Below are 22,572 nucleotides of genomic sequence, written 5' to 3' on the forward strand. Positions count from 1 at the left end.
TTGATGCGGTTTGTCGTGGTGTGTTTTCCACGCCTGCCGAAGGCCCTCCAGCCTGGCCGGCGCCACGTCTCAAGGGCCGAAGCCGGCCCGATCCCCTCCCCCTCGCCGCTTCACAGGCGAGAAACGAAACTAGCATATTATACATAATAAACAAGCATGAGCTGTTGCTTATGTATAATAAACAGGGGCGGCCTTTCATCAAAACGTCTGCCCGGCGAAAATGGTAGCGCTACCATGACGTTGTGTAAAGCACCATTTGCTGAGGCCGCCAAAGCCTGTTCAGCGTGCGGTGCTCTCGCGGGGCTTGAGTTCGAAACCGAGATCGACGACCCGCTGCTCAGGCCTTCGTCCTGCGATCGCCGCCAGCGCCATGGCGACAGACCGACGGCCGATTTCATAGCGAGGGGTGCGGATACTGGTGAGCGGCGGGAACGCCGCCTGCATCATTTCGAGGTCGTTGAAGCCGACAATGCCGATTGTTTTCGGCACGTTGAGCGCAGCGCTATGGCATTCGAACAAAACGCCGAGCGCGATGTCGTCATTGTTGCAGAAGACGCCGTCGAGCGCCGGCATCTTGGCCAGCGCATCGCGAAGCAGCTCGCGGCCGAGCGTCACGCTGGACAGTAGCGGCGTGGTGGTGACCAGCCGCGGGTCGAACAGGCCGGCCTTCTCCATTGCCGCGCGATAGCCGGCAAGCCGCCGCTGCGAGCGCGGGTCCATGCGTGCGCCGATGAAGCCGATCCGCCGGTAGCCCGCCTCGATCAGATGCTCGGTCGCGGTGCGGCCGCCGTCGAAATGCGAGAAGCCGACCAGCATGTCGACCGGATCGGGCCCGGTCTCCATCACCTGCACCACCGGGCAGCCCGCGCTCTCCAGCAGCTTTCGCGAGGTCGGCGTCTGGTCGATGCCGGCCACGATCAGCGCCGCCGGGCGCTGCGGTGCGAACACCTGCAGCAGGCGCTCCTCCTCGAGGCCGGAATAATGGGTGTTGCCGAGCTGGACGCGGAACGGGCCGTCCGACAGGCTGTCATAGATGCCGCGCACCACTTCTGCGAAGACGTTGTTGGTCAGCGACGGCACCAGCACGCCGAACACATCGGCGCGCGCCGAGGCCAGCGCCCGTGCATTGGGATCCGGGACATAACCGAGTTCGTCGACGGCGGCCTGGATCTGGCGCCGCAGATCTTGGCTGACGCGTTCCGGTTCGCGCAGCGCCCGCGACACGGTGATGGCGCCGACGCCGGCCTTGCGCGCCACATCTGATAGGGTCGGGCGGCCGCCCCCACGACGCGAGCGCGGCTTGGTCATGGACATCCTCCACGTGCCGGGCCCCGGCCGCTGCGCCCTTGCGAAACCATGTTCAGCTTTTCCACCGCCACCATGCCAACCGGCTGCTGCCGCACCCACTCGCCTGCTGGCGTCGCGCAGCCAATCGCCCTTGTCAAGCAACAGGGCAATCCTGCCTTCCTAAGCCATCAGGGCAGCACTGCGTTTTGCTTTCCACAGCAGCAGCCCGATGGCCACTATGTTCAGCAAGTTCCACGCGATCCCGTTGAGGAACGCGGCGGCGTAGGAGCCGGTCAGGTCGTAGATCCAGCCCGACATCCAGCCACCGATCGCCATGCCGAAGATGGTCGCCATCATGACGATGCCGATACGCTGGCCGGCCTCCCTGGCGGGCAGGTATTCGCGCACGATGATGGCATAGCAAGGCACGATGCCGCCTTGCGACAGGCCGAACACCAGCGACACGACATAGAGCGAGGCAAGCCCGTCGAACGGGATGTAAAACAAAAGCGACAGGCATTGCAGCACGGAACCGATAAGCAGGGTTTTCACGCCGCCGATGCGGTCGGCGACAAAGCCGGAGGCGAGCCGGCTGACGACGCCCGCCGCCATCATGATCGACAGCATGTCGGCGCCATGCGCAATGCCGTAGCCAAGATCCATGCAATAGGCGACGATGTGCACCTGCGGCATCGACATCGCCACGCAGCAACCGAGACCGGCAACGATCAGCAGCACCTGTAACGCCGCCGGCGACAGCGAAATCGACTGCACTGGCCGGCTTCCGGGTGAACCGGCGGCAGCCGCCGCCGGAGCAGCGCGCCGCAACAACAGCACCAGTGGCACCATGGTGACCAGGCAGAAGACACCGATGCCGGCATAGGTGAAGCGCCAGCCTTCCGCCTTGATCAGTGTCGGCATGATGGTTGGCCAGAGCGCTCCGGCGAGATAGTTGCCAGCCGCCGCCGCCGTGACGGCGACGCCGCGCCGACGGTTGAACCAGTGCGAGATGTCGGCGATCAGCGGCCCGAAGATCACCGATGTGCCGACACCAATCAGCACGCCCTGGGCAAGGGTGAATTGCAGGATAGAGGTCGACAACGCGGCGAGCAGCAGGCCGGCGGCGAGAGCCACCGAGGATAGCAGTGCCGGGATCCAATACCCCATGCGATCGACCGCGCGGCCAACCAGCACATTGCCGGCGGCGAAGCCGACCATGGTTGCGGTGTAGGGCATCGATGCCGCGGCGCGGTCAACGCCGAACTCGGCCTGCACGGCCGGCAGCACGACGACGACGGCCCACATGCCGACCGCACCGATCGTCGCCAGCAGCATGGAGATGGCAAGCCGCATCCAGGCGTAGCTGCTGTCGATGCCGGGGCTATCCGCCTGATTGGCGACGATCGGGGTCAAGGCGTTTCCTGTCTACGGTCCTGGGAAGTCGACCGTTGTGTCGCCACTATCGGCGCATTCACCGCGACGGGCAGCGCCACAGGGCCATGATTCGTGGCTCCAGCGGCCCGGCGACTTTCTCGGGAACCGGCGGCGGCCTGCCCGAGTTTTGCGACAGGAAGGAGTTTGTCATGACCGCGAAAAAGAAATGGTCGGCCGAGGTGACCGAGCATAGCGATGCGATGGACCTTGAGGACCACATCTTCGAAGCCGACGACGCCAGGAAGATCGCGGCCTCGCTCAAGCGCTCGGCCGAGCACAGCGACCGCCGCAAGGCCGAGCCGTTTCAGTCGGCCATGGCGATGCTGAATTTCTACATCAACCGCGCCGGCAAGAACCTGCCGCAGGCGCGCCGGAAAGTGCTCGAGGACGCCAAGGACGAACTGCGCGCGGCCTTCGGACGGCCGCAGCAGGATTAATGCATGTCGCTCAAAAGTGGCGCCGGTTTTGAGACAACGACATGCATAAACCAAGACCTAAGCGCGTCGACTTAGTCCGTTCAAACGTTTAGCGCTCCCGATTGGCTCTGCCAAATTCACCTCAACTGGACCTAGTGACAGGTCCTCTTTCCCCTCAGTTTGCCGGCCTCGGCTTTGTGTTTCCCCGAGCCCTTTGAAGTAGCGGCATGACGGTCAAGATCGGCATCAATCCCATCACCTGGAGCAATGACGATGTTCCCGCACTCGGCGGCGATACGCCGCTCGCGACATGCCTGTCGGAAACCAGGCAGGCCGGCTATCGCGGCACCGAACTCGGCGGCAAATTCCCCAGGCGAAGCGACGAGCTTGGACCGATCCTGTCTTCTTACGGACTGGAGCTCGTCTCCGGCTGGTATGACGGCCGCATCCTCGACCGCACGGTCGACGAGGAATTCGCCGCCGTCACCTCGCATCTGACCCTGCTGCGCGATCTCGGGGCCAAGGTCGTCGTCTATGCCGACACCTCGCGCGGCCGTCATGACGGCATTTTCGCGCCGGTCTCACAGCGTCCGCGCCTCGCTGACGGCGAATGGACCGCCTATGGCGAGAAGCTGACCGAACTCGCCGACCGCATGGCTGCCTTCGGCGTCGGCATGGCTTTCCATCACCATATGGGCACCATCGTCGAGAGCGATGACGAGGTCGACAGGCTGATGGCCGCAACCGGCAAGAGCGTCGGCCTGCTGTTCGATACCGGCCATTGTCTGTTCTCAGGCGGCGACCCGGCCTCCCTCCTGAACCGGCATCTCGACCGCATCGTGCATTTCCATTGCAAGGACGTCCGCGCGGCCGTGCTGGAGAAGGCACGGCGCGAGGACATGAGTTTCATGGCGGCAGTGATGGAAGGAATCTTCACCGTGCCCGGCGATGGCTCCGTCGATTTCCTGTCGCTGCTGCAGCCTCTGGCCAGCCATGGCTTCGAAGGCTGGATCGTCGTTGAGGCCGAGCAGGATCCGGCCAAGGCACACCCCTTGACCTATGCCACGAAAGGTTACGCTTCGCTTCTCAAAACGGCCTGCGCGGCCGGGTTCGACGTCGCGATACGAGACTTGGCCTAACCACCGCCGGGGGGCTGGTGGTTGGGCCGGTTGGGCGCGCGCCTCGGTAGGGGTAGCGACGCGAAAGCGCCCGGCGATCCGCGCTGCCGCCCTCCCTGGCCGGCGCGCACCGCACAGCTCTTGGCATCGAAATTTTTGCCCCCGAGTTGCCGGCCCGGCGTTTCCAGCTTGAGGCTGGCGACGAGGCATGCCTTGATGCAGATGGAGGAGCGACATGGCATTCGAGGCGGCACTCGGCATGGAACGGCTTTGCACCATCCGTGAGATCGCCGAGAAGGCGGAACTCGGCGCGGCAACCGTTCACCGCGCGCTGAAGAACAGACGCGAGGTTCATCCCGAAACCAGACGGCTGGTGCTGGAGACTGTCTGCCTGCTTAACGAAGAGAAGATCGCCCGCGCCGCCAGGTTGGTCGGAGACTAGCTTGGCCGACCATATGCGCCTTTCCCTCGACATCATGTCGGTCGACCGCGGCTCGGACGAACCGATGCACCGGCAGATCTACGGCGCCCTGCGGCGCTTCATCCTCGACGGCCAGATCCAGCAGAACACGCTGCTTCCTTCGACACGCTCGCTGGCCGAGGATCTTAAGGTCGGCCGCAACACGGTGATCGCCGCCTACGACCAGCTGCTCGCCGAAGGGTTTATAGAGGCGCGCGCCGGGTCTGGCACCTGGGTGGCGCCGATCCAGCAGAAACGCCCGCCGGCCGCGCTGCGCGCCGGCCTCGCCGCCCCGCAAAAACTCTCGCGGCGCGGTCAGACCATCGTCAACGGCCCGCAGCCGCCACGCAATGCCGGCGTCATCAACTTCCATCCGGGCGTGCCGGAATCGGCATCCTTCCCCTTCACCATCTGGTCGAGCCTTCTGGTGCGCAATGCGCGCAGCCGCGACGAGAACTTGCTCGGCTATATCTCCTTTGCCGGCCATCCCGGTCTGCGCCAGGCCATTGCGTCGACCATCAGCCTGTCGCGCGGCATCAACTGCACCGCCGACCAGGTCATCATCGTCACCGGCGCGCAGGCGGCACTCGACCTCGCTTCGCGCGTGCTGATGGACGAAGGCGACCATGTCTGGATGGAGGAGCCCGGCTATCTCGGCGCCAAGAGCGCCTTCCTCGCCAGCGGCGCAAAGCTCGCGCCCTTGAAGGTCGATCGCCACGGCTGGCACCTGTCCGACCCCAACCTGCCTCCGCCACGCCTGATCTATGTGACGCCATCCTGCCAATGGCCGTTCGGCACCATCATGCGCATCGAAGAACGGCTGCAACTGCTTGACATCGCGGAACGCCACGGCGCCTGGATCGTCGAGGACGATTATGACGGTGAATACCGTTATCGCGGCCGGCCGGTGCCGGCGCTGCGCGGCCTCGATCATGCCGACCGCGTCGTCTATATTGGTTCCTTCGGCAAGACGCTGATCCCGGCGCTGCGCATCGGGTATCTCATCGTACCGCGCGAACTGTCCGTGCCCTTCGACCGTGCCGTGTCGATCACCGGCCAGTTCGCGCCGCTGATCCTGCAGGCGACGGTCAACGACTTCATCACGCAAGGCTATTTCGCCACGCATCTGAAACGCATGCGCCGCCTTTATGCGCGCCGGCAAGCCAATTTCGTCAAGCTGTGCCAGGACCATCTGGCCGAATGGCTGACGGTGACCGAGAACGATTCCGGCATGCAGCTGCTGGCCAGTTTTGTCCGACCCTACAAGGACAGTGACGTCGTCGCCGCCGCCGTCAAGGAGGGCCTCGACGTGCAGGGCATCTCGATCAACTACCATTCGAGCGAGCCGGAACACGGCCTGCTGCTCGGCTATGCCGCGATGGACGAACGCCAGATCCTGCGCGCGGTGCTGGCGTTGCGCGCTGCCTTCATGCGGCTGGACCGGCAATAGGCCGATCCAGCGCTGAGCGCTTCAATTCACACTATCGAATTTCTGCAGATCGACGGGCGCTGCCTTGCGCACCTCGACATCGTCCAGCGAAGCGTTTTCCAGCGCCACGCGAGCTGCCGCATCGATGTTATGGATCATGTCGTCGATGTCGGCGTCGCCATGCGCCGGATTCATCGCGATCATCACCGTGCGGTTGAGGATGTCGAGAGAACCCTTGCCGAGGTCGTCGGCATAGGTCAGCCGCAGGCCCTTGTTTTCCGGCAGCGTGTACGGATTGAGCGCCGGATGATGCGCGCCCTCATGCATCAGCACCTGGTCCCACTGGGTGAAATTGTGGCGGCCGGTCTTGCCGGCAATGACGCTCGGAATGGTCTTCGAAAAAGTCTGCGCCGCCTGTTCGCTGGGCAGCAGATACATTACCTGTGCCGCGCAATCGTCGTCGGGGCTGTTCATCGGCGACGGCGTCAGGCCGAGATTGCCGAGATGGCGCGTGCCGGCCAGCACCTTCTTCTTCTCCGCCCGCATCGCCTCGATGATGCCGTCCAGACGGTCGAGCTGGGCATTGAGCATTGCACCCATCAGTTCCGAGGCGCGCGCCCCGATGCCGGCGAACGGCTTGATGCTGTCGCTGCGGCCCTGCCAGTAGAAGTGGCAGGGGTCGATGGCGCAGCGCGCGCGCTCGGCCACTTTCGGATCGCTGGTGGCGATGCCGCCGCCCTCGCCCGACGTGATGTTCTTGAAGTAGTTGAAGGAGTAGGCGCCGGCATGGCCGATGGAGCCGAGCTTCTTGCCCTCATAGCCGCCGCCAATGCCCTGGCAGACATCTTCCAGCACGAGCAGACCGCGTTTTTTAGCGATATCCATGATCGCGTTCATGTTGCAGGCCGCACCCCACATATGCACCGGGATGACCGCCTTGGTGCGCGGGCCGATGGCGTCGCGCAGAGCGGCCGGGTCAATGGTCAGGCTCTCGTCGATGTCGACAATGACCGGAATGGCGCCGACCGACAGCACTGCCGTTGCGGTCGCCATATAGGTGTGCGCCGGCACCAGCACCTCATCGCCCGGGCCGATGCCGAGGCCGATCAGGCCGGCGGCGAGCCCATAGGTGCCGCTGGCGGCCAGCGCAAAATGCTCGACGCCGAGATGCCTGGCATAGCGGGCCTCGAAGCGGTTGCACTCGCTGTTCTCGCCATAGCGAAACAGCGCACCCGAGCGGATCACCCTGGCAATGGCTTCGATCTCTTCTTCGCCGGCAGTGTACATGGCAAGTCTCCACATCGCTGATGGTATGAAAGCAGTACGCCTGCGGCCGCTGTTTGAAAGAACCACTCCGCTGCGATCTGACCAAGCCATCCTGCTCACGTCGGAGCGGCGTTTAGCGCCGACTGTGGGCATAGCGAATGAAATCGGCATTCCAGAACGCAGGCCCGCGGAAAAATCGTACCCATCCGAATTCGCTGAAGTGGCCCTGTCGGAAAGCCCGCATTGGGCGTTCCATCGCGTCCAGTTGGGCAAACGGTCGGTTCCATGCAGCACGGGACACACTTTGGAAGACCCTCGAAACCGGCGTGCCGGCAAGATGGTGGCCCGCAAGATGGTGGCCGGCAAGATGGTGGCCGGCAAAACGGTGGCCGTCCATGACGCGACAGCTCGTCCTGCATGAAGACGATGTCGGCATGTGCCATGGCGCCAACAGCGCCTTCCTCGAACTGACCGCACTGGGCGCCTGCAGCTCCGGCGCCGTGATGGTGCCGTGCCCATGGTTCCCTGAGATGGCCGAAGCGGCAGCCGCCGATCCCCGGCTCGATCTCGGCGTCCACCTGACGCTGAACAGCGAAAAGCAGCACTACAAATGGCGGCCGCTGACGTCGCCGTCGCGCGCCGCCGGCCTGACGGACGAGTTCGGCTATTTCTGGCCCGATGTAGCGACCACCCGCCGCAAGGCAGCACCGCAAGCGGTGGAAACCGAGCTTCGCGCGCAGATCGACACCGCCTACCGCGCCGGCATCGACGTCACTCATCTTGACGCCCATATGGGGGCAGCGCTGTCGCCGGAGTTTTGCGACGTCTACATCAAGCTCGGCCTGGAATATCGGCTGCCGGTGCTGTTGACCAAAACGCTGTCGGCCTATTCGCCCAACGACAATCTGGTCGGCGTCACCGAAGCGGCGTTCCAGCGCGGCGTCACTGGAGCCCGCGCCAAAGGCTTTGTCATCTTCGACGCCGCCATTCAGACGACCTGGGGCCGTCCACGCTCCAAGCCGATAGAGCCAGCCTACAAGGCATTGGTCGAAGGGGTCCGTGAAGGCCTGACCTTCTTTTGCCTGCACTTCAACGCGCCGGGCGAGCTCGAACTGATCGAGCCGCGCTCCGCCTATATCCGCACCGAGGAATATGAACTCTTCCGCGACCAGGCTTTTCGCGACTGGCTCGGCGCGCAGGACATCGACATCATCGGCATGAAGCCGTTGCGCGAGGAACTGCGTGCACGGCTCGGGGCATCGACACCGGCAAAGGCCCGCAAAGCGGCCACCCGGTCAGCGCCGTAAGCCGATCCGTCGGCCAACAGCGCAAAGAGGGATTTGGAACTGCAACGACAATGGGAGAATGACATGAAGACTGTTCTGAAACTGGCGCTCGGCGCGCTTGTCTCGATGAGTATGCTGGCGGGCGTCGTGCAGGCCGCGGGCCTGAAGGACCCGAAGGATGTCCGCATCACCTTCGTGGTGCATGGCTCGGCCTCCGATCCCTACTGGTCGGTGGTCAAGCGCGGCGTCGACGATGCGGCGGCGCTCACCGGCGCCAAGGTCGAATATTATGCGCCGCAAGTGTTCGACGTGGTCGAACAGGCCCGCCTGCTCGACGCGGCCATCGCCACCAATCCCGACGGCATCGCGGTCTCCATTGCCGACGCCAATGCGCTTGGTAAATCGGTCAAGGCCGGCCTTGCCGCCAACATTCCGATGGTCGTCCTGGATTCCGGCGAGAAGGAAGGCGCCGAACTCGGCACCTCTCTCTACGTCGGCACAGTCTCCGAATATGATTCCGGCAAGAAGGCGGGCGAGCGGCTGGCCAAGGAAGGCACGCTCAAGGTCGTCTGCATCAACCACGAGGTCGGCAATGTCAGCCTCGACCAGCGCTGCCAGGGGTTGAATGACGGGCTGAAGCCGTCAGGCGGCGGCACCGAGGTGCTTACCGTGTCGCCCGATCCGGCCGACATCCAGCGCCGCACCGAGGCCTATCTGTCGGCGCATCCCGACACCCAGGCGGTGTTTGCGCTCGGCGCCACCGCCGCCAATCCGCTGATCCCGTTCTTCCGGCAGAAGGAACTGTTCGGCAAGATCAAGCTCTACACCTTCGACATCAGCCCCGAAGTCCTGGATTCCGTCGTCGCCGGCGAAATGGGCTTCGGCATGGACGCCCAGCAATATCTGATGGGATACCTGCCGGTGATCTATCTGGTCGAGCATGCCACACATGGCTTCTGGCCGCAGAACAACGCCTACACCGGGCCGCTGTTCATCGACTCGCCCGACAAGGCCAAGGCGATCCTGGCGCTCGCCAAGGACGGCATCCGCTAAGGCAAGACCAAAACGGATCGGGGAGCCGCCATGCGCTCCCCGTCTCTGGTCGAGATTGCGAAGTGAGCGATTGGGGAGCCTAATGGCTGTTGTGGAAGACAAGGCGATACCTCCAGAAGCGCCGGCCCCCGGGGTACTGGGCAAGGACCGTTTCGGCATGACGTCGAAACGGGCTGCCGGCACTGACGAGCGGCTGGCCAGCACCGGCCGGCTGACGCAATGGCTGCGCCGGCCCGAAGCCGGTGCCGCCGGCGGCCTCATCGCCACCGTCATCATCTTCGCCCTGCTGCCGGGTGCGTCGAACCTCTATTCGCTACAGGGGTCGATGACCTTCCTGACGCTGGCAGCCGAACTCGGCATCATCGCCACGGCCGCAGCCCTTCTCATCATCGCCGGCGAGTTCGATCTCTCCGTCGGCTCGATGGTCGGCTTCGCCGGCGTCGTCATCGGCCTGACCGTCAAATACTGGGGCTTGCCGCTGTGGGGCGGCATCGCCTGCGCCTTCGCTGTCGCCATCCTCACCGGCTACGTCAACGGCCTGATCGTGGTGAAGACCCGCCTGCCCTCCTTCATCGTGACGCTGGCGTCGCTCTACATCCTGCGCGGCCTGTCGATCGGCATCACCCGCGCCGTCACCGGCCGCACGCAGATCCCCTACATCCTCGACGGCGCGCCGGACCCGGCAACCGCGGGCCTGTTCAACGGCCATCTCCTGACCGGCTTCTTCCAATGGATGGGCACGCAAGGTTGGATCGCCACCCGCACCGACGGCATTCCCTTCGTCGTCGGCATTCCGATGTCGATCGTCTGGTGGCTCGGACTGACAGCGCTTGCCGGCTATGTCTTGACCCAGACCAAATACGGCAACTGGATCTTCGCCACCGGCGGCGACCTCAATGCCGCCCGCAATGTCGGCGTGCCGGTCGACCGGGTTAAGATCGCGCTGTTCATCTACACCGCCTGTGCCGCGACCTTGCTTGCCACCATCCAGGTGATGGAGGCCGGCTCCGCCGACACCACGCGCGGCCTGCTCAAGGAATTCGAGGGGATCATCGCCGCGGTCATCGGCGGCGTGCTGCTGACCGGCGGCTACGGCACCGTCTATGGCGTGCTGTTCGGCGCGCTGATCTTCGGCCTTGTGCAGATGGGCATCTTCTACACCGGCATCGACACCGACTGGTTCAAGGTCTTCCTCGGCATCGTCATTTTGATGGCCGTGCTGGTCAACAACTACATCCGCCTCAAGGCGCTCGGACGCGGAGGCGGCAAATGACCTACCCAAACCCATCCCCGGCCATTCAGCCAGCCATGGAATTGCGTGGTGTGTCGGTCAATTTCGGCTCGGTGCGCGCGCTGCAGGATATCGACATCAAGGTCTATCCCGGCGAGGTGCACTGCCTGCTCGGCGACAATGGCGCCGGCAAGTCGACACTGATCAAGGTTCTGTCGGGCGTGCACCGGCCGACCAAGGGCGAGATTTTCGTCGACGGCAAGCCCGTCAGCTTCCGCAGCCCGCGCGACGCGCAGGACCTCGGCGTCGCGACGGTCTTCCAGGACCTCGGCATGATCTCGCTGATGTCGATCACGCGCAACTTCTTCCTCGGCCGCGAGCCGACCAGAAGCCGCCTGCCCTTCTCGCGCTTCGACAAGGAGCGCGCCAACACAATTGCCCGCCAGGCGATGGCCGATATCGGCATCGACGTGCGCGACCCGACGCAGGCCGTCGGCACGCTGTCGGGCGGCGAGCGCCAATCGGTGGCAATCGCGCGCGCAGTCCACTTCGGCGCAAAGGTGCTGATCCTTGACGAGCCGACCTCGGCGCTCGGCGTGCATCAGGCGGCCATGGTGCTGAAATTCATCATCGAGGCGCGCATGCGCGGGCTGGCGGTGATCTTCATCAGCCACAACATCCACCACGCCTACCCTGTCGGTGACACTTTCACGCTGCTCAACCGCGGCCGCAATCGCGGCACATACGCAAAGTCCGAGATCTCGCGCGACGAGGTGATTTCCATCATGTCGGGCGGCGAGGATCTGAAGGCGGTGGAAGCTGAGATTGCCGGGCTGTTGGCGCAGATCGGCAATCGGCCGGCCGCCGCACCCTGAGCCTGGAACACTTTGCAGAGAGTTTTAGCAGCATGAGCAGGATACGGGTTGGCGTTATCGGCGCCGGCATGATCTCGCAGGTCGAGCATATTCCGAATCTGTTGCGGCTCGGCGACCTGTTCGAACTGGTCGGCGTCGCCGACCCGTCAAGGATTTCGCGGGAATATGTCAGCGAAGTTCACGGCATCGCCAATTTCGAAACGCCGGAGCAACTGTTCGACCATAAGCTCGACGCCGTCGTGATCGGCTCGCCCGACCCGCTGCATCAAGAGCAGGTGCTGGCCGCACTGGGGCGCGGCCTGCATGTCTTCTGCGAAAAGCCGCTCTGCTATTCCCCGGCGGAAATCGCCGAGATCATCGCCGCGCGCGATAAGGCCGGCAAGGTCATGCAGGTCGGCTATATGAAGCGCTTCGATCCGAGCTACCGGCTGGCGCTGGCCTCGCTGCCCGGCACGGCAAAGACGTTGCGGTCCGTCTCGGTCGAGGTTAACGATCCCGATGCCTGGCCGTTCATCGCCCACCAGCGCTACAAGCGCGGCAACGACATTCCCGAGGAGCTGATTGCCGCCGCGCAAGCCAGGCAGAAACAACAGGTCGAACGCGCTATCGGCCAGCCTTTGAACGATCTGGCTTTCCGTGGATTTACCGCCGCTTACAGCTCCGCCTTGATTCACGATGTGAATGCCGTACACGGCCTGCTCGACGCGCTCAGCGTGCCGGATGGCGAGGTCGTCGGCGCGCAGATCTTCGCCAATGGCGATGGCGGCCAGGGCGCAGTAAAACTGCTCGACGGCCAGGCGCTGTGGACGATGACGCATCTCACCGTGCCGAAGCTCGCCGACTACAAGGAACGCATCACGCTGTTCTTCGACGCTGCCAGCCTCGAGCTCGAATTCCCCTCGCCCTGGCTCAACCATCACCCGACCCGGCTGACTGTGAAGACCTCGGACGGCCACACACTGTCGACGAAGGATCTGCGCGCCGGCTACGGCGAAGCCTTCGTCGAGGAACTGCGCGGCTTCTGGGGTGCGATCGTCAATGGCGACGAGGTGGTCAACCGCCCCGAGCACGCCGCGCGCGACCAGGCGCTGCTGATCGCGCTGACCAGGCAGCATTTGGCCACTTCGCAGGCCGGCTGAGCGCTCGCAGGATGTGTTGAGATTCAGGTCAGGCCGCGCCGAAAACGTTGGGTTCGAGAACCGGAGCGGAGCGTACTTAAGTACGTGAGCACCGGAAGCGCAGAAAGCCGGCGTCTGCAGGCCCGCCTCACCTGAATTTCAGCACATCCTACCGGGTGTTGATGACGCCGTCTGTATTGGCGAGCAGCTTGCGCACCGCGTTGCGGGCCGCCTCCGGCCGCTGCAGGCGGATGGCCTTCTCGATCGCCTCGTGCAGTTGCTGTGCATGCTGCAGATCGTCGAGTTCGCGCGTCGTATAGGTGAACAGATGATCGAAGGCGGATTCGATCAGCACGCCGAGCGGCACCAGCAGGTCATTGCCGGAGGCACGCAGGATGGCCAGATGGAAACGTGTGTCGGCGCGCGTGCGCTCCTGCAGGCTCGACGCCTCGCCCATCTCGCGGCAGGCCTGGCTGATCTCGGCCATCTGCTCCTCGGTGCGTCGCATGGCTGCGAAGGCAGTCGCTTCCGGCTCGATGATGTGGCGGAATTCCTGCACCGTTTTCAGGAACACCTCACGGTCGGGCGCGGTCGCGTACCAGGCGAGCACATCGCGATCGAGCAGGTTCCAGCGCTCCCTGGGCTCCACCCAACTGCCGATCTTGGGGCGCGACGCCAAAAGGCTTTTGGCCATCAGCATCTTGATCGCTTCGCGCACCGCAGAGCGACTGACGTTGAAGGTTTCGGACCATTTGGCTTCATTGGGCAGGATGGTGCCTGGCGGATAGTCGCCGCGCACGATCCGAAGCCCGATTTCGCTGGCCAGCGAGGCATGCACGCTGGTGCCGGGCATCCGGGTGGCGTCAGCCCGGCGAAGGGTCGCCGGGCGCTCGCCGGATGCCGCCTTTTCAGGCTTCTTTCCCTTATTCGGCTTTCCGTCCCTCATGCGTCCACAAAGTCCGGATTTCGAAAGCTGTCAAGCAAAGGACGGGACGTTGACGGCAAAGCCTGCGGCTGTGCACAGATCAGGTCGCAACCTTGCCCCCGGCCGTCCTATTTGACGTATTTGCGCCAGCTGTGCTCGGGACGGAAGCCGAGCATGTCCCTGGCCTTGCGGTTCGAGAGCAGCGTTTCATATTCGCCGAGATCCGCCTTGACCGGCACGTCGGGGTAAAACCGCTTCAAAAGTTCGGCCGTCGGCAGGTCGGACGAGGTGTCGTCATTGGCGGCGTTGAACACCTGGAAGCCGAGCCCGTCCGTTTCAACGGCGCGCAGCGTGATCTGGCCGAGATCGCGCGCGTCGACATAGCTCCAGGCGATGCGCTTGCGAAAGCCCGGATCGGCAAACCACTTCGGAAACAGCGAATATTCGTGCGGTTCGATGACGTTGCCGATGCGCAAGGCATAGATATCGGTGCCGTTGCGCTGCGCAAAGGCGCGCGCCGTGTGCTCGTTGACGACCTTGGACAGAGCATAGCTGTCCATCGGATCGACGTCGTATTCTTCATCGAGGGGAAAATATTTGGGGTCGCGCGGTTCGTTGGCGAACACCACGCCATAGGTGGTCTCGCTGGACGCGATCACCACCTTAGGGATGCCGAGTTTCACCGCCGCCTCGATGACGTTGTAGGTGCCCATCGCATTGATGCGGAACACCTCATTGTCGGTCGTGATCATGATGCGCGGTATGGCGGCGAAATGCACCACGGCATCGACCGGCTGCGGGCGCAGCGACGGGTCGAATTCGTGCAGACCCATATAGCTCGACAGCGCGTTGAACACCTGGCCGCTGTCGGTGATGTCGGTGATCAGCGTGCGTACCTTGGGATTGTCGAGCGGCTTGGTGTCGATGTTGAGCACCTGGCAGCCCTGTTCGATCAGATATTGCACGACATGGCGACCGGCCTTGCCGCTGCCGCCGGTGAACATGATCCGCTTCGTCATTTTCGTCTCCAATGCCTAGGATTTCTGTGTATTGTCAGACAATATGGCATTCTGCAACCACCCTCGCCCGCAAGACGGCGGCGCCCAATATCAATCATCGCAACAGGACTTCAAGACATGACCACGACCGCCGCGAGCGAAAAGATCGGCTTTATCGGCCTTGGCCTGATGGGGCACGGCATTGCCAAGAACATCGTCGACAAGGGCTATGGCCTGACCTTCCTCGGCCGCAAGAACCGCAAGCCGGCGGAAGACTTGGCTGGCCGCGGTGCGAAGGAAGTGGCCACCTCGCGTGAGGTGGCAGCGGCATCCGATATCGTCTTCATCTGCGTCACCGGCTCGCGCGAGGTCGAAGCCATCATCCGTGGCCCCGGCGGCCTCAAGGAGGGCCTGAAAAGAGGCTCGGTTGTCGTCGATTGCTCGACCGCCGATCCGGTCTCGACCGTGGCGCTGGCGGCGGAACTGAAGGAGATCGGCGTCGACTTCGTCGATGCACCGCTCAGCCGCACGCCGAAGGAAGCCTGGGAAGGCACGCTCGACGCCATGGTCGGCGCGCCCGACGCGCTGTTTGCCCGTGTGAAGCCGGTCATCGAAACCTGGGCCGGCCGCATCGTCCATATTGGCGATACCGGTGACGGCCACCGCATGAAGCTGCTCAACAACTTCATCTCGCTGGGCTATGCCGCGATCTATTCCGAGGCGCTGGCGCTGGCCGAAAAGGTCGGCATCTCGCCACCGCGTTTCGACAGCGTCATCCGCAACGGCCGCATGGATTGCGGCTTCTACCAGACCTTCATGCGCTGGACGCTGGAGGGCGACCGCGACGCACATAAATTCACCATCGCCAACGCCTTCAAGGACCTGACCTATCTGGAATCGATGGCGGGTGCGGCCGGCATCGCCAACCCGCTCGGTAACGCCACCAAGAACTCCTTCGCCGGTGCCCATGCCACTGGCCCGGCCGAGCAATTCGTGCCGATGCTGGCAACATATGTCGGCAAGGTCAACGGCGTCGACCTGATGCCCAGCAAGGATGGCAAGAAGCAGACGATTTGAGGTGGCGAAAAGCTTGTGTCAGCGCCTCGACCGGCCGATAACATCGTCGGTGTTGGCGAGCAGTTTGTGCACCGCATTGCGCGCGGCCGCAGGGCGCTGCAGGCGGATGTTCTTCTCGATCGCCTCATGCAGCGCCTGCGCCCGCCGCTGATCGCTGGTCTCGCGTGTGACGAAGACAAAGAGATGATCGAGCGCCGACTCGATCAGAACGCCAAGCGGCACCAGCAGATCGTTGCCCGAGGCGCGCAATATGGCGAGGTGAAAACGCGTATCGGCGCGGATACGCTCCTGCAGGTTCAAAGCCTCGCCCATCTCACGACAGGCCTGGCTGATCTCGTCCATCTGCTCGTCGCTGCGCCGCGTGGCGGCAAAGGCCGACGCTTCCGGCTCGATGATGTGACGGAACTCCTGCACCGTGCGCAGGAAGGCCTCCCGGTCCGGCCCGGTCGCGTACCAGGCCAGCACATCGCGGTCGAGCAGGTTCCAGCGTTCCCTGGGCTCGACCCAGCTGCCGATCTTGGGCCGTGAAGCCAGCAGGCTTTTGGCCATCAGCATCTTGATGGCTTCGCGCACCGCCGAACGACTGACATCGAAGGTCTCGGCCCATTTGGCCTCGTTGGGCAGAATCGTGCCGGGCGGATAATCGCCGCGCACGATCCTGAGGCCGATCTCGCCGGCCAGCGAGACATGGACGCTCGCTCCCGGAAAATGCGCGGCACCGGCCCTGCGCATGACAGCCGGGCCGCGGCTGGCTTGTGCCTTGGCCCGCTCGGTTCGCTTCTTTGATTTCTCGTCCGGCATTCACGTTCCAATGCGTCGGCCGTCTGCGTCCGGACTGGTCCGAACCTGCACGGCGCGCCGATCTCGTTGCCGAAAATCCAAACTACAGGCGCGTCAAAGCCGGAGCCTGCTGCCCCAACCGTTGCGTCCGTTCGGGAAGAGACGGGGCGCCCGTCAAAGGGCGCCCCGAAATCGAGAACCTACTTCTGGATGCAGGTGTCGACCGTGTCCTTGGTGCATTCGTCGAGGCCGGTGAACACCGGATCGGCGACGGCCTTGCCTTCGACCAGGTCGATCATCACCGACGGTGCCTTGTAGCCCATTTCGAACGGCCGCTGACCGACCAGAGCAGTCACCAGGCCGTCACGGGCGATCGCCACTTCATCGCCGATCGTATCGGCGGCGCCGATGACGAAGTCGTTGTTGGCGATACGGTCCTTGAGCGGCCCGAACAGGTCACGATAGGGCTGCGGTGCGCCAAACAGCGGCCAGCCGCCCATGATGCCGAAGGCATCGAGCTTGGGATTGGCGGCGAGGATGTCGGTCATCGCCTGCACGCCCTTGGCGCCGTCGTCATTGGTGAACACCGGGCAACCGGCAACTTCGGTCCAGCCGCCTTCGCCGGCAAGTGCCGCCAGGCCTTCCTTGCCCGACAGCGCGTCACGCATGCCCTGCGCCCGGCGCAGGATGTTGTCGGCCGCGGGATTGCCTTCGATGGTACAGATCGTGCCGCCGTTCGGCTTGCCCTTCTTGATGTACTCGCCGATCTTGTGACCCATCAAATAGTTGTCGGTGCCGAGATAGGTCTTGCGCAGCGCGGCATCTTCCTTGCTGAGATCGGCGTCGAGCGTCATGATCGGGATCGTCGGATTGGCGGTCTTGATCGTCTGAGCGATCAGCGGCGCGTTGGATGGCGAAATCGCCATTGCCACCGTGTCGGCCTTGCTCAGCATGTCCTGAACGATCTGCGCCTCGCCGGCCTCGTCGGAGGTCGATGCCGGGCCGGTGTAGAAGCATTCATATTCCGAGCTGGCATTTTCCTTGTTCCATTTCTCGCAGCCCTGGTGGATGGCTTCGAAGAATGGATTGTCGAGACCCTTCACCACGATGACGAGCTGTTTCTTGGCCAAAGCCGGCCCGGCGCCCAGCGCCATGGCGGCGACGGCGGCGAGCAAAAGTGTTTTCCTCATGTCAGTCCTCCCTTGAAACAGACGGACACGGCGTGCCCGCCACACAGATCGACCGGATGCTTGATGACCGAGGTTCGTTTCACGAGCACTCGTGTCGCCAAGACAGATCGATAAGCATTTCCAGATGCGGCATTGGCCCGGCTCAACACATGGGTGGCGCCGCAACCTCGACCGATAAACCTCCGCCGATTCCGCCCGGCTAACCGCCAGCGGCATCGGCATAATCTCCTCCGACGCTTAGCTAATATCGGCTTGCGGCCAACGTCAATGCTATTTGTCCTACAAAACGGATTTTTGGATAACCAAGGCTTCAATTCGTCCGACAATTGATTGACGAGCGCCGGCTTTTGCGTAAAAGAACGCTGACGCTGTTTCCGGGAGGAGATGGGGAGAGCGGGGCCAAAGCAGCGCCGGCATTCACGCCGGGAACAGCAGCGGGTCGCAAAACACGGGGAGGCAAAGACTGGTGGCGGTTCTCGAACTCACCAATATCTCGAGGCATTTCGGCGCCATCCAGGCGGTCAACGACGTATCGCTGTCGATCGAGCCCGGACAGGTGGTCGGCCTGATGGGCGACAACGGCGCCGGCAAGTCGACACTGGTCAAGATGATCGCCGGCAATTTCCGCCCCAGCCATGGCGTCATGCGCATGGACGGCAAGGAGTTGATCCTGCACAAGCCGGCGGAAGCTCGCCAGCACGGCATCGAGATCGTCCACCAGGACCTGGCGCTGTGCAACAATCTGACCGCCGCCGCCAATGTCTATCTCGGCCGTGAACTGCGCCGCGGCGTCGGCCCATTACGCATCCTCGACTATGCCGCCATGTACAAGCGCGCCGGCCAGTTGTTCGCCGAGTTGAAGTCCGAGACCCGTCCGCGCGACCTCGTCAAGCAGATGTCGGGCGGCCAGCGCCAGGCAGTAGCGATCGCGCGCACCATGCTGTCGCAGGCCAAGATCGTGTTGATGGACGAACCGACGGCCGCGATCTCGGTGCGCCAGGTCGCCGAAGTGCTGAACCTGATCCGCCATTTGCGCGACCAGGGCATCGCAGTGGTGCTGATCAGCCACCGCATGCCTGACGTGTTCACCGTCGCCGACCGCGTCATCGTCATGCGGCGCGGCCGCAAGGTCGCCGACAAGACGATTGCGTCAAGTTCGCCCGAGGAAGTCACCGGGCTGATCACCGGCGCCATCGAACAGGTTTGATCTCAGCGAATTTCACCACGCACAGCACATGAAGGTCGACGATGGCACTGACAATTGACCAGCCGATCGAACAAAAACAGCAATCCTTGCCGGCAAGACTGTTTGCCAGCCAGACCTTCTGGGTGGTGATCGCGGTCATCCTGGCCTGCCTGTTCCTGTCTTTTGCCACCGACGCCTTCGCCACGTCGAAGAACCTTTACAACATCACCCGCAACATCACCTTCGTCGCCATCATCGCGCTCGGCATGACCTTCGTCATCATCACCGGCGGCATCGACCTGTCGGTCGGTTCGGTGCTCTGCCTGTCGTCGATGGTGCTGGCCGTCACCATGCATGCCGGCTACTCCATAGAAGTCGGCATCCTCGCCTCGATCGCCACTGCGCTCGCCATAGGCGCCTTCAACGGCATCATGATCGCCTATCTCGGCTTTCCACCCTTCGTGGTGACGCTCGGCATGCTGTCGATTGCCCGCAGCCTCGCCATGGTCGCCTCCAACAACACCGTCGTCTTCCAGTTCGGCCCGGATCACGACAAGCTTCTGGCGCTGGGCGGCGGCGCCTGGGTGTTCGGCATCGCCAATCCGGTCCTCTACATGATCCTTCTGGCGCTGATCACCGGATTCACGCTGCGCTGGACCAAGTTTGGCCGCCACATCTTCGCCATTGGCGGCAATGAGCACGCGGCGACGCTGACCGGCGTTCCGGTCAAGCAGATCAAGGTCGCCGTCTATATGATCTCGGCGCTGGCGGCGGGCATTGCCGGCATCATCCAGACCGGATGGCTTGGCGCCGTCACCACCAATCTCGGAACCGGCATGGAACTGCAGGTCATCGCCGCCACCGTCATCGGCGGCGCCAATCTCGCCGGCGGCGTCGGCACCGCCTTCGGCGCCATTGTCGGTGCCGCGCTCATCGAAGTGATCCGCAACAGCCTTGGTCTGCTCGGCATCAATGCTTTCTGGCAAGGCGTGTTCATCGGCGGCGCCATCCTGCTCGCGGTGCTGTTCGACCGGATCCGCAACTTCAGGCGCAATGACTGAATGTTTTTGGACTGAATCTTCCGGCTGGAAACCGTTGCTTTGACATCGAAATCCCTGTTCGACCTCAACGGGCGGCTGGCGCTGATCACCGGCTCCGGCCAAGGCATCGGCCTGGCGCTGGCGCGCGGCCTTGCCGAGCATGGCGCAAGTGTCGTGCTCAACGGCCGCGATGCCGGCAAGGTTGCCGGTGCTGTCGCCGGCTTGCGCGACGCCGGCTTCAAAGCGCACCCCTCGACCTTCGACGTGACGGATTTTCGCGCGGTCGATGCCGATGTCGCCCGCATCGAGGCCGAGATCGGCGCCATCGACATCCTGATCAACAATGCCGGCGTGCAGTTCCGCGCTCCGCTCGAGGACTTTCCCGAGGAGCAGTGGGAGCGGCTGTTCAAGACCAATGTCTCCGGCGCCTTCCATGCCGGCAAGGCGGTCGCCCGCACTATGATCGCGCGCGGCAAGGGCAAGATCATCAACATCGGCTCGGTGCAGAGCGAACTCGCCCGGCCCAACATCGCGCCCTATACGGCGACCAAGGGCGCAATCCGCAATTTGACACGTGGCATGTGCACCGACTGGGCGAAATACGGCTTGCAGATCAATGCCATCGCCCCCGGCTATTTCCGCACCGAGATGAACCAGGCGCTGGTCGACAACCAGGAATTCTCAGCCTGGCTGGAAAAGCGCACGCCGGCTGGCCGCTGGGGGTATGTCGACGAACTGATCGGCGCCGCCGTGTTCCTCGCCTCCGACGCCTCATCCTTCGTCAACGGCCATACGCTTTATGTCGACGGCGGCATGACGGCTTCGGTTTGACGGTTCTTCCCTTCTCCTGCGGGAGAAGGGGAATCCCTATCGCTCAGTCTGAAAATCCGTCGGCATAAGCGGCCCCCCAAGCTCACCACACCTCCCAGCCTTGACGCGACCCCGAACTCAGCCGCACAATCCCGTTGCAGGCGAAGGGAGGTCAGTCGTCTGCGGGAGGTATAACCCATGACGGACGCGATCAGGCTCTATTGGGGCCGGTTCGGACATGTTTCTGTCCTGAATGTCGCCAGCGACTTCGTCACCCATGCGCATGTCGAGGCCCACATCATCATCTGGCTGGAGGGCACGGCCGGCGAGATGACCGTCGGCCGCGAGACGGTGCCGCTGGGTCCCGGCACCGCCGCCGGCATCAATTCCTACCAGCCACACAGCCACATTCTGTCGCAGAACGGCAGGCCCGGCCTGTTCCTCGCCTTCTACATCGATCCGGATTGGGCGCGCCGGCGCCGCGACCTGCCTTCGTCGGCGCCGTTGTTTGCACAGGCTGCGATCACGCTCGAACCATGGCTGCACCAGGCCGCCGCCAACCTACTCGATCATTTGAGCGATAATGAAAGCATCGACGACGTCGCCAATTACGAGATCGAGCGCTTCATCGATAGCGTGCTCGACGCCGCCGACGCCTCGGCGCCGCAGGAGACGCGCATCCGCGTAAACACCATGCAGGATTTCCGCGTCCGCAAGGCGATCCAGCTGATGAAGGCCAATGTCTGCGAGCGCATTTCGTTCGACGACGTCGCCCGCAGCGTCGGCCTGTCGCGGCCGCATTTCTTCGCTTTGTTCAAGGAACAGACCAATCTGACGCCCAATGTCTACTGGAACACGCTGCGCATGGAGGAAGCCGTGCGGCAGTTGCAGTGGTCGCAGGAACCGCTGATCTCGGTCGCCTGCAATCTCGGCTTCACCACCCAGGGCAATTTCTCGCGCTTCTTCCGCGACCATGTCGGCGTGCCGCCGACGCTTTACCGCGAGGCGGCGCGGGCCATGGCCTGAGCCAAGCCGCTCGTTTTTCAGACTCCTTGATAGGGCCGCAAGACCCATTGATAAGCGCAGCACCGGCCGCCGCCCTACCCTGCTGCGTATCGAATTCGTAGGGGAATGATCATATGGCCGAAGTCACCGTCTCCAGCGTCATCGACGCGCCGGTCGAAAAGGTCTGGGCGCGCATCCGCGACTTCAATGACCTGCCGGGCTGGCATCCGCGCATGGTCAAGAGCCATATCGAAGACGGCAAGAGCGCCGAAACCATCGGCTGCGTGCGTAATTTCGAGCTCGCCAGCGGCGCGCGTATCCGCGAAAAACTGCTCGACTTCTCCGATGCGAATTTCCGCGTCAGCTACTCCATCCTGGAGACGCCGCAGCCGCTGACCAATCACAAGGCGACGCTGCAATTGCGCCGCGTGACCGACGGCGATCGCACCTATGCCGAATGGACCGCGAGCTTCGACGCGGCGCCCGACGAGGCCGACAAGATCGCCGCCGGCATGGCCGCCAATGTCTTCCAGGGTGGCTTCAATGCGTTGAAGAGCCATTTTTCTGGCCAGAGCTGAACCAGGGAGA

At 63.5% G+C, this 22,572-nt stretch carries 23 protein-coding genes; 16 read left to right on the forward strand and 7 right to left on the reverse strand.

Annotated elements, in window-relative coordinates:
- Nucleotides 1-279: 279 nt before the first annotated feature.
- Both gntR and NKI88_RS16390 read right to left on the reverse strand, forming a co-directional pair.
- On the reverse strand, nucleotides 280-1,308 hold the full coding sequence (gene gntR / locus NKI88_RS16385) for an HTH-type transcriptional regulator GntR (RefSeq protein WP_023682222.1): 1,029 nt from the start codon (nucleotides 1,306-1,308) through the stop codon (nucleotides 280-282).
- Between the two features lie 159 nt (nucleotides 1,309-1,467).
- Nucleotides 1,468-2,640, reverse strand: a complete 1,173-nt coding sequence (locus NKI88_RS16390) for an MFS transporter (protein WP_050587434.1) — start codon at nucleotides 2,638-2,640, stop codon at nucleotides 1,468-1,470.
- A gap of 230 nt (nucleotides 2,641-2,870) precedes the next feature.
- Between NKI88_RS16390 and NKI88_RS16395 the strand changes: the two genes are divergently transcribed.
- From NKI88_RS16395 to mocR, 4 genes are all read left to right on the forward strand, one after another.
- Nucleotides 2,871-3,158 carry a DUF3175 domain-containing protein gene (locus NKI88_RS16395; RefSeq protein ID WP_352656156.1) on the forward strand — a complete coding sequence of 96 codons (288 nt, stop codon included), beginning with the start codon at nucleotides 2,871-2,873 and terminating at the stop codon, nucleotides 3,156-3,158.
- A 206-nt stretch (nucleotides 3,159-3,364) separates the two neighbouring features.
- Complete coding sequence (gene iolE / locus NKI88_RS16400) at nucleotides 3,365-4,276, forward strand: myo-inosose-2 dehydratase (protein WP_352656158.1); 912 nt, start codon at nucleotides 3,365-3,367, stop codon at nucleotides 4,274-4,276.
- A gap of 214 nt (nucleotides 4,277-4,490) precedes the next feature.
- A complete protein-coding gene (locus tag NKI88_RS16405; protein WP_352656160.1) occupies nucleotides 4,491-4,697 on the forward strand; it encodes a LacI family DNA-binding transcriptional regulator in 207 nt (68 codons plus the stop codon).
- Nucleotide 4,698: 1 nt separating this feature from the next.
- Nucleotides 4,699-6,165, forward strand: a complete 1,467-nt coding sequence (gene mocR, locus NKI88_RS16410) for a rhizopine catabolism transcriptional regulator MocR (protein ID WP_352656162.1) — start codon at nucleotides 4,699-4,701, stop codon at nucleotides 6,163-6,165.
- A 21-nt stretch (nucleotides 6,166-6,186) separates the two neighbouring features.
- Here mocR and NKI88_RS16415 read toward each other — a convergent pair whose 3' ends face one another.
- Nucleotides 6,187-7,431, reverse strand: a complete 1,245-nt coding sequence (locus NKI88_RS16415; RefSeq protein ID WP_352656164.1) for a DegT/DnrJ/EryC1/StrS family aminotransferase — start codon at nucleotides 7,429-7,431, stop codon at nucleotides 6,187-6,189.
- On the opposite strand from NKI88_RS16415, the gene NKI88_RS16420 reads away from it, so the two are divergent.
- From NKI88_RS16420 to NKI88_RS16445, 6 genes are all read left to right on the forward strand, one after another.
- Nucleotides 7,430-7,831 carry a hypothetical protein gene (locus NKI88_RS16420; protein ID WP_352656166.1) on the forward strand — a complete coding sequence of 134 codons (402 nt, stop codon included), beginning with the start codon at nucleotides 7,430-7,432 and terminating at the stop codon, nucleotides 7,829-7,831. The two genes, NKI88_RS16415 and NKI88_RS16420, sit on opposite strands and share 2 nt — an antisense overlap.
- Entirely contained in the window at nucleotides 7,806-8,717 is a 912-nt protein-coding gene (locus NKI88_RS16425) for a polysaccharide deacetylase family protein (protein ID WP_023815613.1), read from the forward strand. The genes NKI88_RS16420 and NKI88_RS16425 overlap by 26 nt, the downstream gene beginning before the upstream one ends.
- 63 nt (nucleotides 8,718-8,780) lie before the next feature.
- Nucleotides 8,781-9,749, forward strand: coding sequence for a rhizopine catabolism ABC transporter substrate-binding protein (locus tag NKI88_RS16430; RefSeq protein ID WP_023687959.1), 969 nt, complete (start codon nucleotides 8,781-8,783; stop codon nucleotides 9,747-9,749).
- Nucleotides 9,750-9,906: 157 nt separating this feature from the next.
- Complete coding sequence (locus tag NKI88_RS16435; RefSeq protein WP_502909474.1) at nucleotides 9,907-11,022, forward strand: ABC transporter permease; 1,116 nt, start codon at nucleotides 9,907-9,909, stop codon at nucleotides 11,020-11,022.
- Nucleotides 11,019-11,855, forward strand: a complete 837-nt coding sequence (locus NKI88_RS16440) for an ATP-binding cassette domain-containing protein (protein WP_050593919.1) — start codon at nucleotides 11,019-11,021, stop codon at nucleotides 11,853-11,855. Before NKI88_RS16435 ends, NKI88_RS16440 begins: the two co-directional genes overlap by 4 nt.
- 32 nt (nucleotides 11,856-11,887) lie before the next feature.
- Nucleotides 11,888-12,994: a Gfo/Idh/MocA family protein gene (locus NKI88_RS16445; RefSeq protein WP_023687957.1), complete on the forward strand. Its 1,107-nt coding sequence runs from the start codon at nucleotides 11,888-11,890 to the stop codon at nucleotides 12,992-12,994.
- 148 nt (nucleotides 12,995-13,142) lie between these two features.
- On the opposite strand, the gene NKI88_RS16450 is transcribed toward NKI88_RS16445, so the two are convergent.
- Nucleotides 13,143-13,919 carry a FadR/GntR family transcriptional regulator gene (locus NKI88_RS16450; protein WP_023687956.1) on the reverse strand — a complete coding sequence of 259 codons (777 nt, stop codon included), beginning with the start codon at nucleotides 13,917-13,919 and terminating at the stop codon, nucleotides 13,143-13,145.
- Between the two features lie 107 nt (nucleotides 13,920-14,026).
- Complete coding sequence (locus NKI88_RS16455; RefSeq protein WP_352497888.1) at nucleotides 14,027-14,917, reverse strand: NAD-dependent epimerase/dehydratase family protein; 891 nt, start codon at nucleotides 14,915-14,917, stop codon at nucleotides 14,027-14,029.
- 117 nt (nucleotides 14,918-15,034) lie between these two features.
- Between NKI88_RS16455 and NKI88_RS16460 the strand changes: the two genes are divergently transcribed.
- Entirely contained in the window at nucleotides 15,035-15,973 is a 939-nt protein-coding gene (locus tag NKI88_RS16460) for an NAD(P)-dependent oxidoreductase (RefSeq protein ID WP_023690788.1), read from the forward strand.
- 18 nt (nucleotides 15,974-15,991) lie between these two features.
- On the opposite strand, the gene NKI88_RS16465 is transcribed toward NKI88_RS16460, so the two are convergent.
- Nucleotides 15,992-16,774 (reverse strand): FadR/GntR family transcriptional regulator, encoded by a 783-nt coding sequence (locus NKI88_RS16465; RefSeq protein WP_023690787.1) that lies wholly within the window; start codon nucleotides 16,772-16,774, stop codon nucleotides 15,992-15,994.
- Nucleotides 16,775-16,953: 179 nt separating this feature from the next.
- Nucleotides 16,954-17,943 (reverse strand): sugar-binding protein, encoded by a 990-nt coding sequence (locus NKI88_RS16470; RefSeq protein ID WP_023741748.1) that lies wholly within the window; start codon nucleotides 17,941-17,943, stop codon nucleotides 16,954-16,956.
- 466 nt (nucleotides 17,944-18,409) lie between these two features.
- On the opposite strand from NKI88_RS16470, the gene NKI88_RS16475 reads away from it, so the two are divergent.
- The 5 genes from NKI88_RS16475 (at nucleotide 18,410) to NKI88_RS16495 (ending at nucleotide 22,562) form a co-directional block, all read left to right on the forward strand.
- Nucleotides 18,410-19,150 carry an ATP-binding cassette domain-containing protein gene (locus tag NKI88_RS16475; protein ID WP_023696206.1) on the forward strand — a complete coding sequence of 247 codons (741 nt, stop codon included), beginning with the start codon at nucleotides 18,410-18,412 and terminating at the stop codon, nucleotides 19,148-19,150.
- Between the two features lie 41 nt (nucleotides 19,151-19,191).
- On the forward strand, nucleotides 19,192-20,190 hold the full coding sequence (locus NKI88_RS16480; RefSeq protein WP_023673048.1) for an ABC transporter permease: 999 nt from the start codon (nucleotides 19,192-19,194) through the stop codon (nucleotides 20,188-20,190).
- Nucleotides 20,191-20,229: 39 nt separating this feature from the next.
- Complete coding sequence (locus NKI88_RS16485; RefSeq protein ID WP_352656172.1) at nucleotides 20,230-21,000, forward strand: SDR family oxidoreductase; 771 nt, start codon at nucleotides 20,230-20,232, stop codon at nucleotides 20,998-21,000.
- A 177-nt stretch (nucleotides 21,001-21,177) separates the two neighbouring features.
- Nucleotides 21,178-22,005, forward strand: coding sequence for an AraC family transcriptional regulator (locus NKI88_RS16490; protein WP_023739925.1), 828 nt, complete (start codon nucleotides 21,178-21,180; stop codon nucleotides 22,003-22,005).
- Between the two features lie 113 nt (nucleotides 22,006-22,118).
- Nucleotides 22,119-22,562, forward strand: coding sequence for an SRPBCC family protein (locus NKI88_RS16495; RefSeq protein ID WP_023815618.1), 444 nt, complete (start codon nucleotides 22,119-22,121; stop codon nucleotides 22,560-22,562).
- Nucleotides 22,563-22,572: the final 10 nt, after the last annotated feature.

Source organism: Mesorhizobium sp. M0317, from assembly GCF_040321555.1.
Classification (GTDB): Bacteria; Pseudomonadota; Alphaproteobacteria; order Rhizobiales; family Rhizobiaceae; genus Mesorhizobium.

Bases quoted from the DNA above. Each gene is read 5' to 3' on its own strand.
- NKI88_RS16420 (WP_352656166.1), top strand. From the start codon at position 7,430: ATGGCAAGTCTCCACATCGCTGATGGTATGAAAGCAGTACGCCTGCGG.
- NKI88_RS16425 (WP_023815613.1), top strand. From the start codon at position 7,806: ATGACGCGACAGCTCGTCCTGCATGAAGACGATGTCGGCATGTGCCAT.
- NKI88_RS16445 (WP_023687957.1), top strand. From the start codon at position 11,888: ATGAGCAGGATACGGGTTGGCGTTATCGGCGCCGGCATGATCTCGCAG.
- gntR (WP_023682222.1), bottom strand. From the start codon at position 1,308: ATGACCAAGCCGCGCTCGCGTCGTGGGGGCGGCCGCCCGACCCTATCA.
- NKI88_RS16435 (WP_502909474.1), top strand. From the start codon at position 9,907: ATGACGTCGAAACGGGCTGCCGGCACTGACGAGCGGCTGGCCAGCACC.
- NKI88_RS16460 (WP_023690788.1), top strand. From the start codon at position 15,035: ATGACCACGACCGCCGCGAGCGAAAAGATCGGCTTTATCGGCCTTGGC.
- NKI88_RS16450 (WP_023687956.1), bottom strand. From the start codon at position 13,919: ATGAGGGACGGAAAGCCGAATAAGGGAAAGAAGCCTGAAAAGGCGGCA.
- iolE (WP_352656158.1), top strand. From the start codon at position 3,365: ATGACGGTCAAGATCGGCATCAATCCCATCACCTGGAGCAATGACGAT.
- NKI88_RS16455 (WP_352497888.1), bottom strand. From the start codon at position 14,917: ATGACGAAGCGGATCATGTTCACCGGCGGCAGCGGCAAGGCCGGTCGC.
- NKI88_RS16470 (WP_023741748.1), bottom strand. From the start codon at position 17,943: ATGAGGAAAACACTTTTGCTCGCCGCCGTCGCCGCCATGGCGCTGGGC.
- NKI88_RS16495 (WP_023815618.1), top strand. From the start codon at position 22,119: ATGGCCGAAGTCACCGTCTCCAGCGTCATCGACGCGCCGGTCGAAAAG.
- NKI88_RS16465 (WP_023690787.1), bottom strand. From the start codon at position 16,774: ATGCCGGACGAGAAATCAAAGAAGCGAACCGAGCGGGCCAAGGCACAA.
- NKI88_RS16390 (WP_050587434.1), bottom strand. From the start codon at position 2,640: ATGCGGCTTGCCATCTCCATGCTGCTGGCGACGATCGGTGCGGTCGGC.
- NKI88_RS16440 (WP_050593919.1), top strand. From the start codon at position 11,019: ATGACCTACCCAAACCCATCCCCGGCCATTCAGCCAGCCATGGAATTG.
- NKI88_RS16430 (WP_023687959.1), top strand. From the start codon at position 8,781: ATGAAGACTGTTCTGAAACTGGCGCTCGGCGCGCTTGTCTCGATGAGT.
- NKI88_RS16395 (WP_352656156.1), top strand. From the start codon at position 2,871: ATGACCGCGAAAAAGAAATGGTCGGCCGAGGTGACCGAGCATAGCGAT.
- NKI88_RS16415 (WP_352656164.1), bottom strand. From the start codon at position 7,431: ATGTACACTGCCGGCGAAGAAGAGATCGAAGCCATTGCCAGGGTGATC.
- NKI88_RS16480 (WP_023673048.1), top strand. From the start codon at position 19,192: ATGGCACTGACAATTGACCAGCCGATCGAACAAAAACAGCAATCCTTG.
- NKI88_RS16405 (WP_352656160.1), top strand. From the start codon at position 4,491: ATGGCATTCGAGGCGGCACTCGGCATGGAACGGCTTTGCACCATCCGT.
- NKI88_RS16490 (WP_023739925.1), top strand. From the start codon at position 21,178: ATGACGGACGCGATCAGGCTCTATTGGGGCCGGTTCGGACATGTTTCT.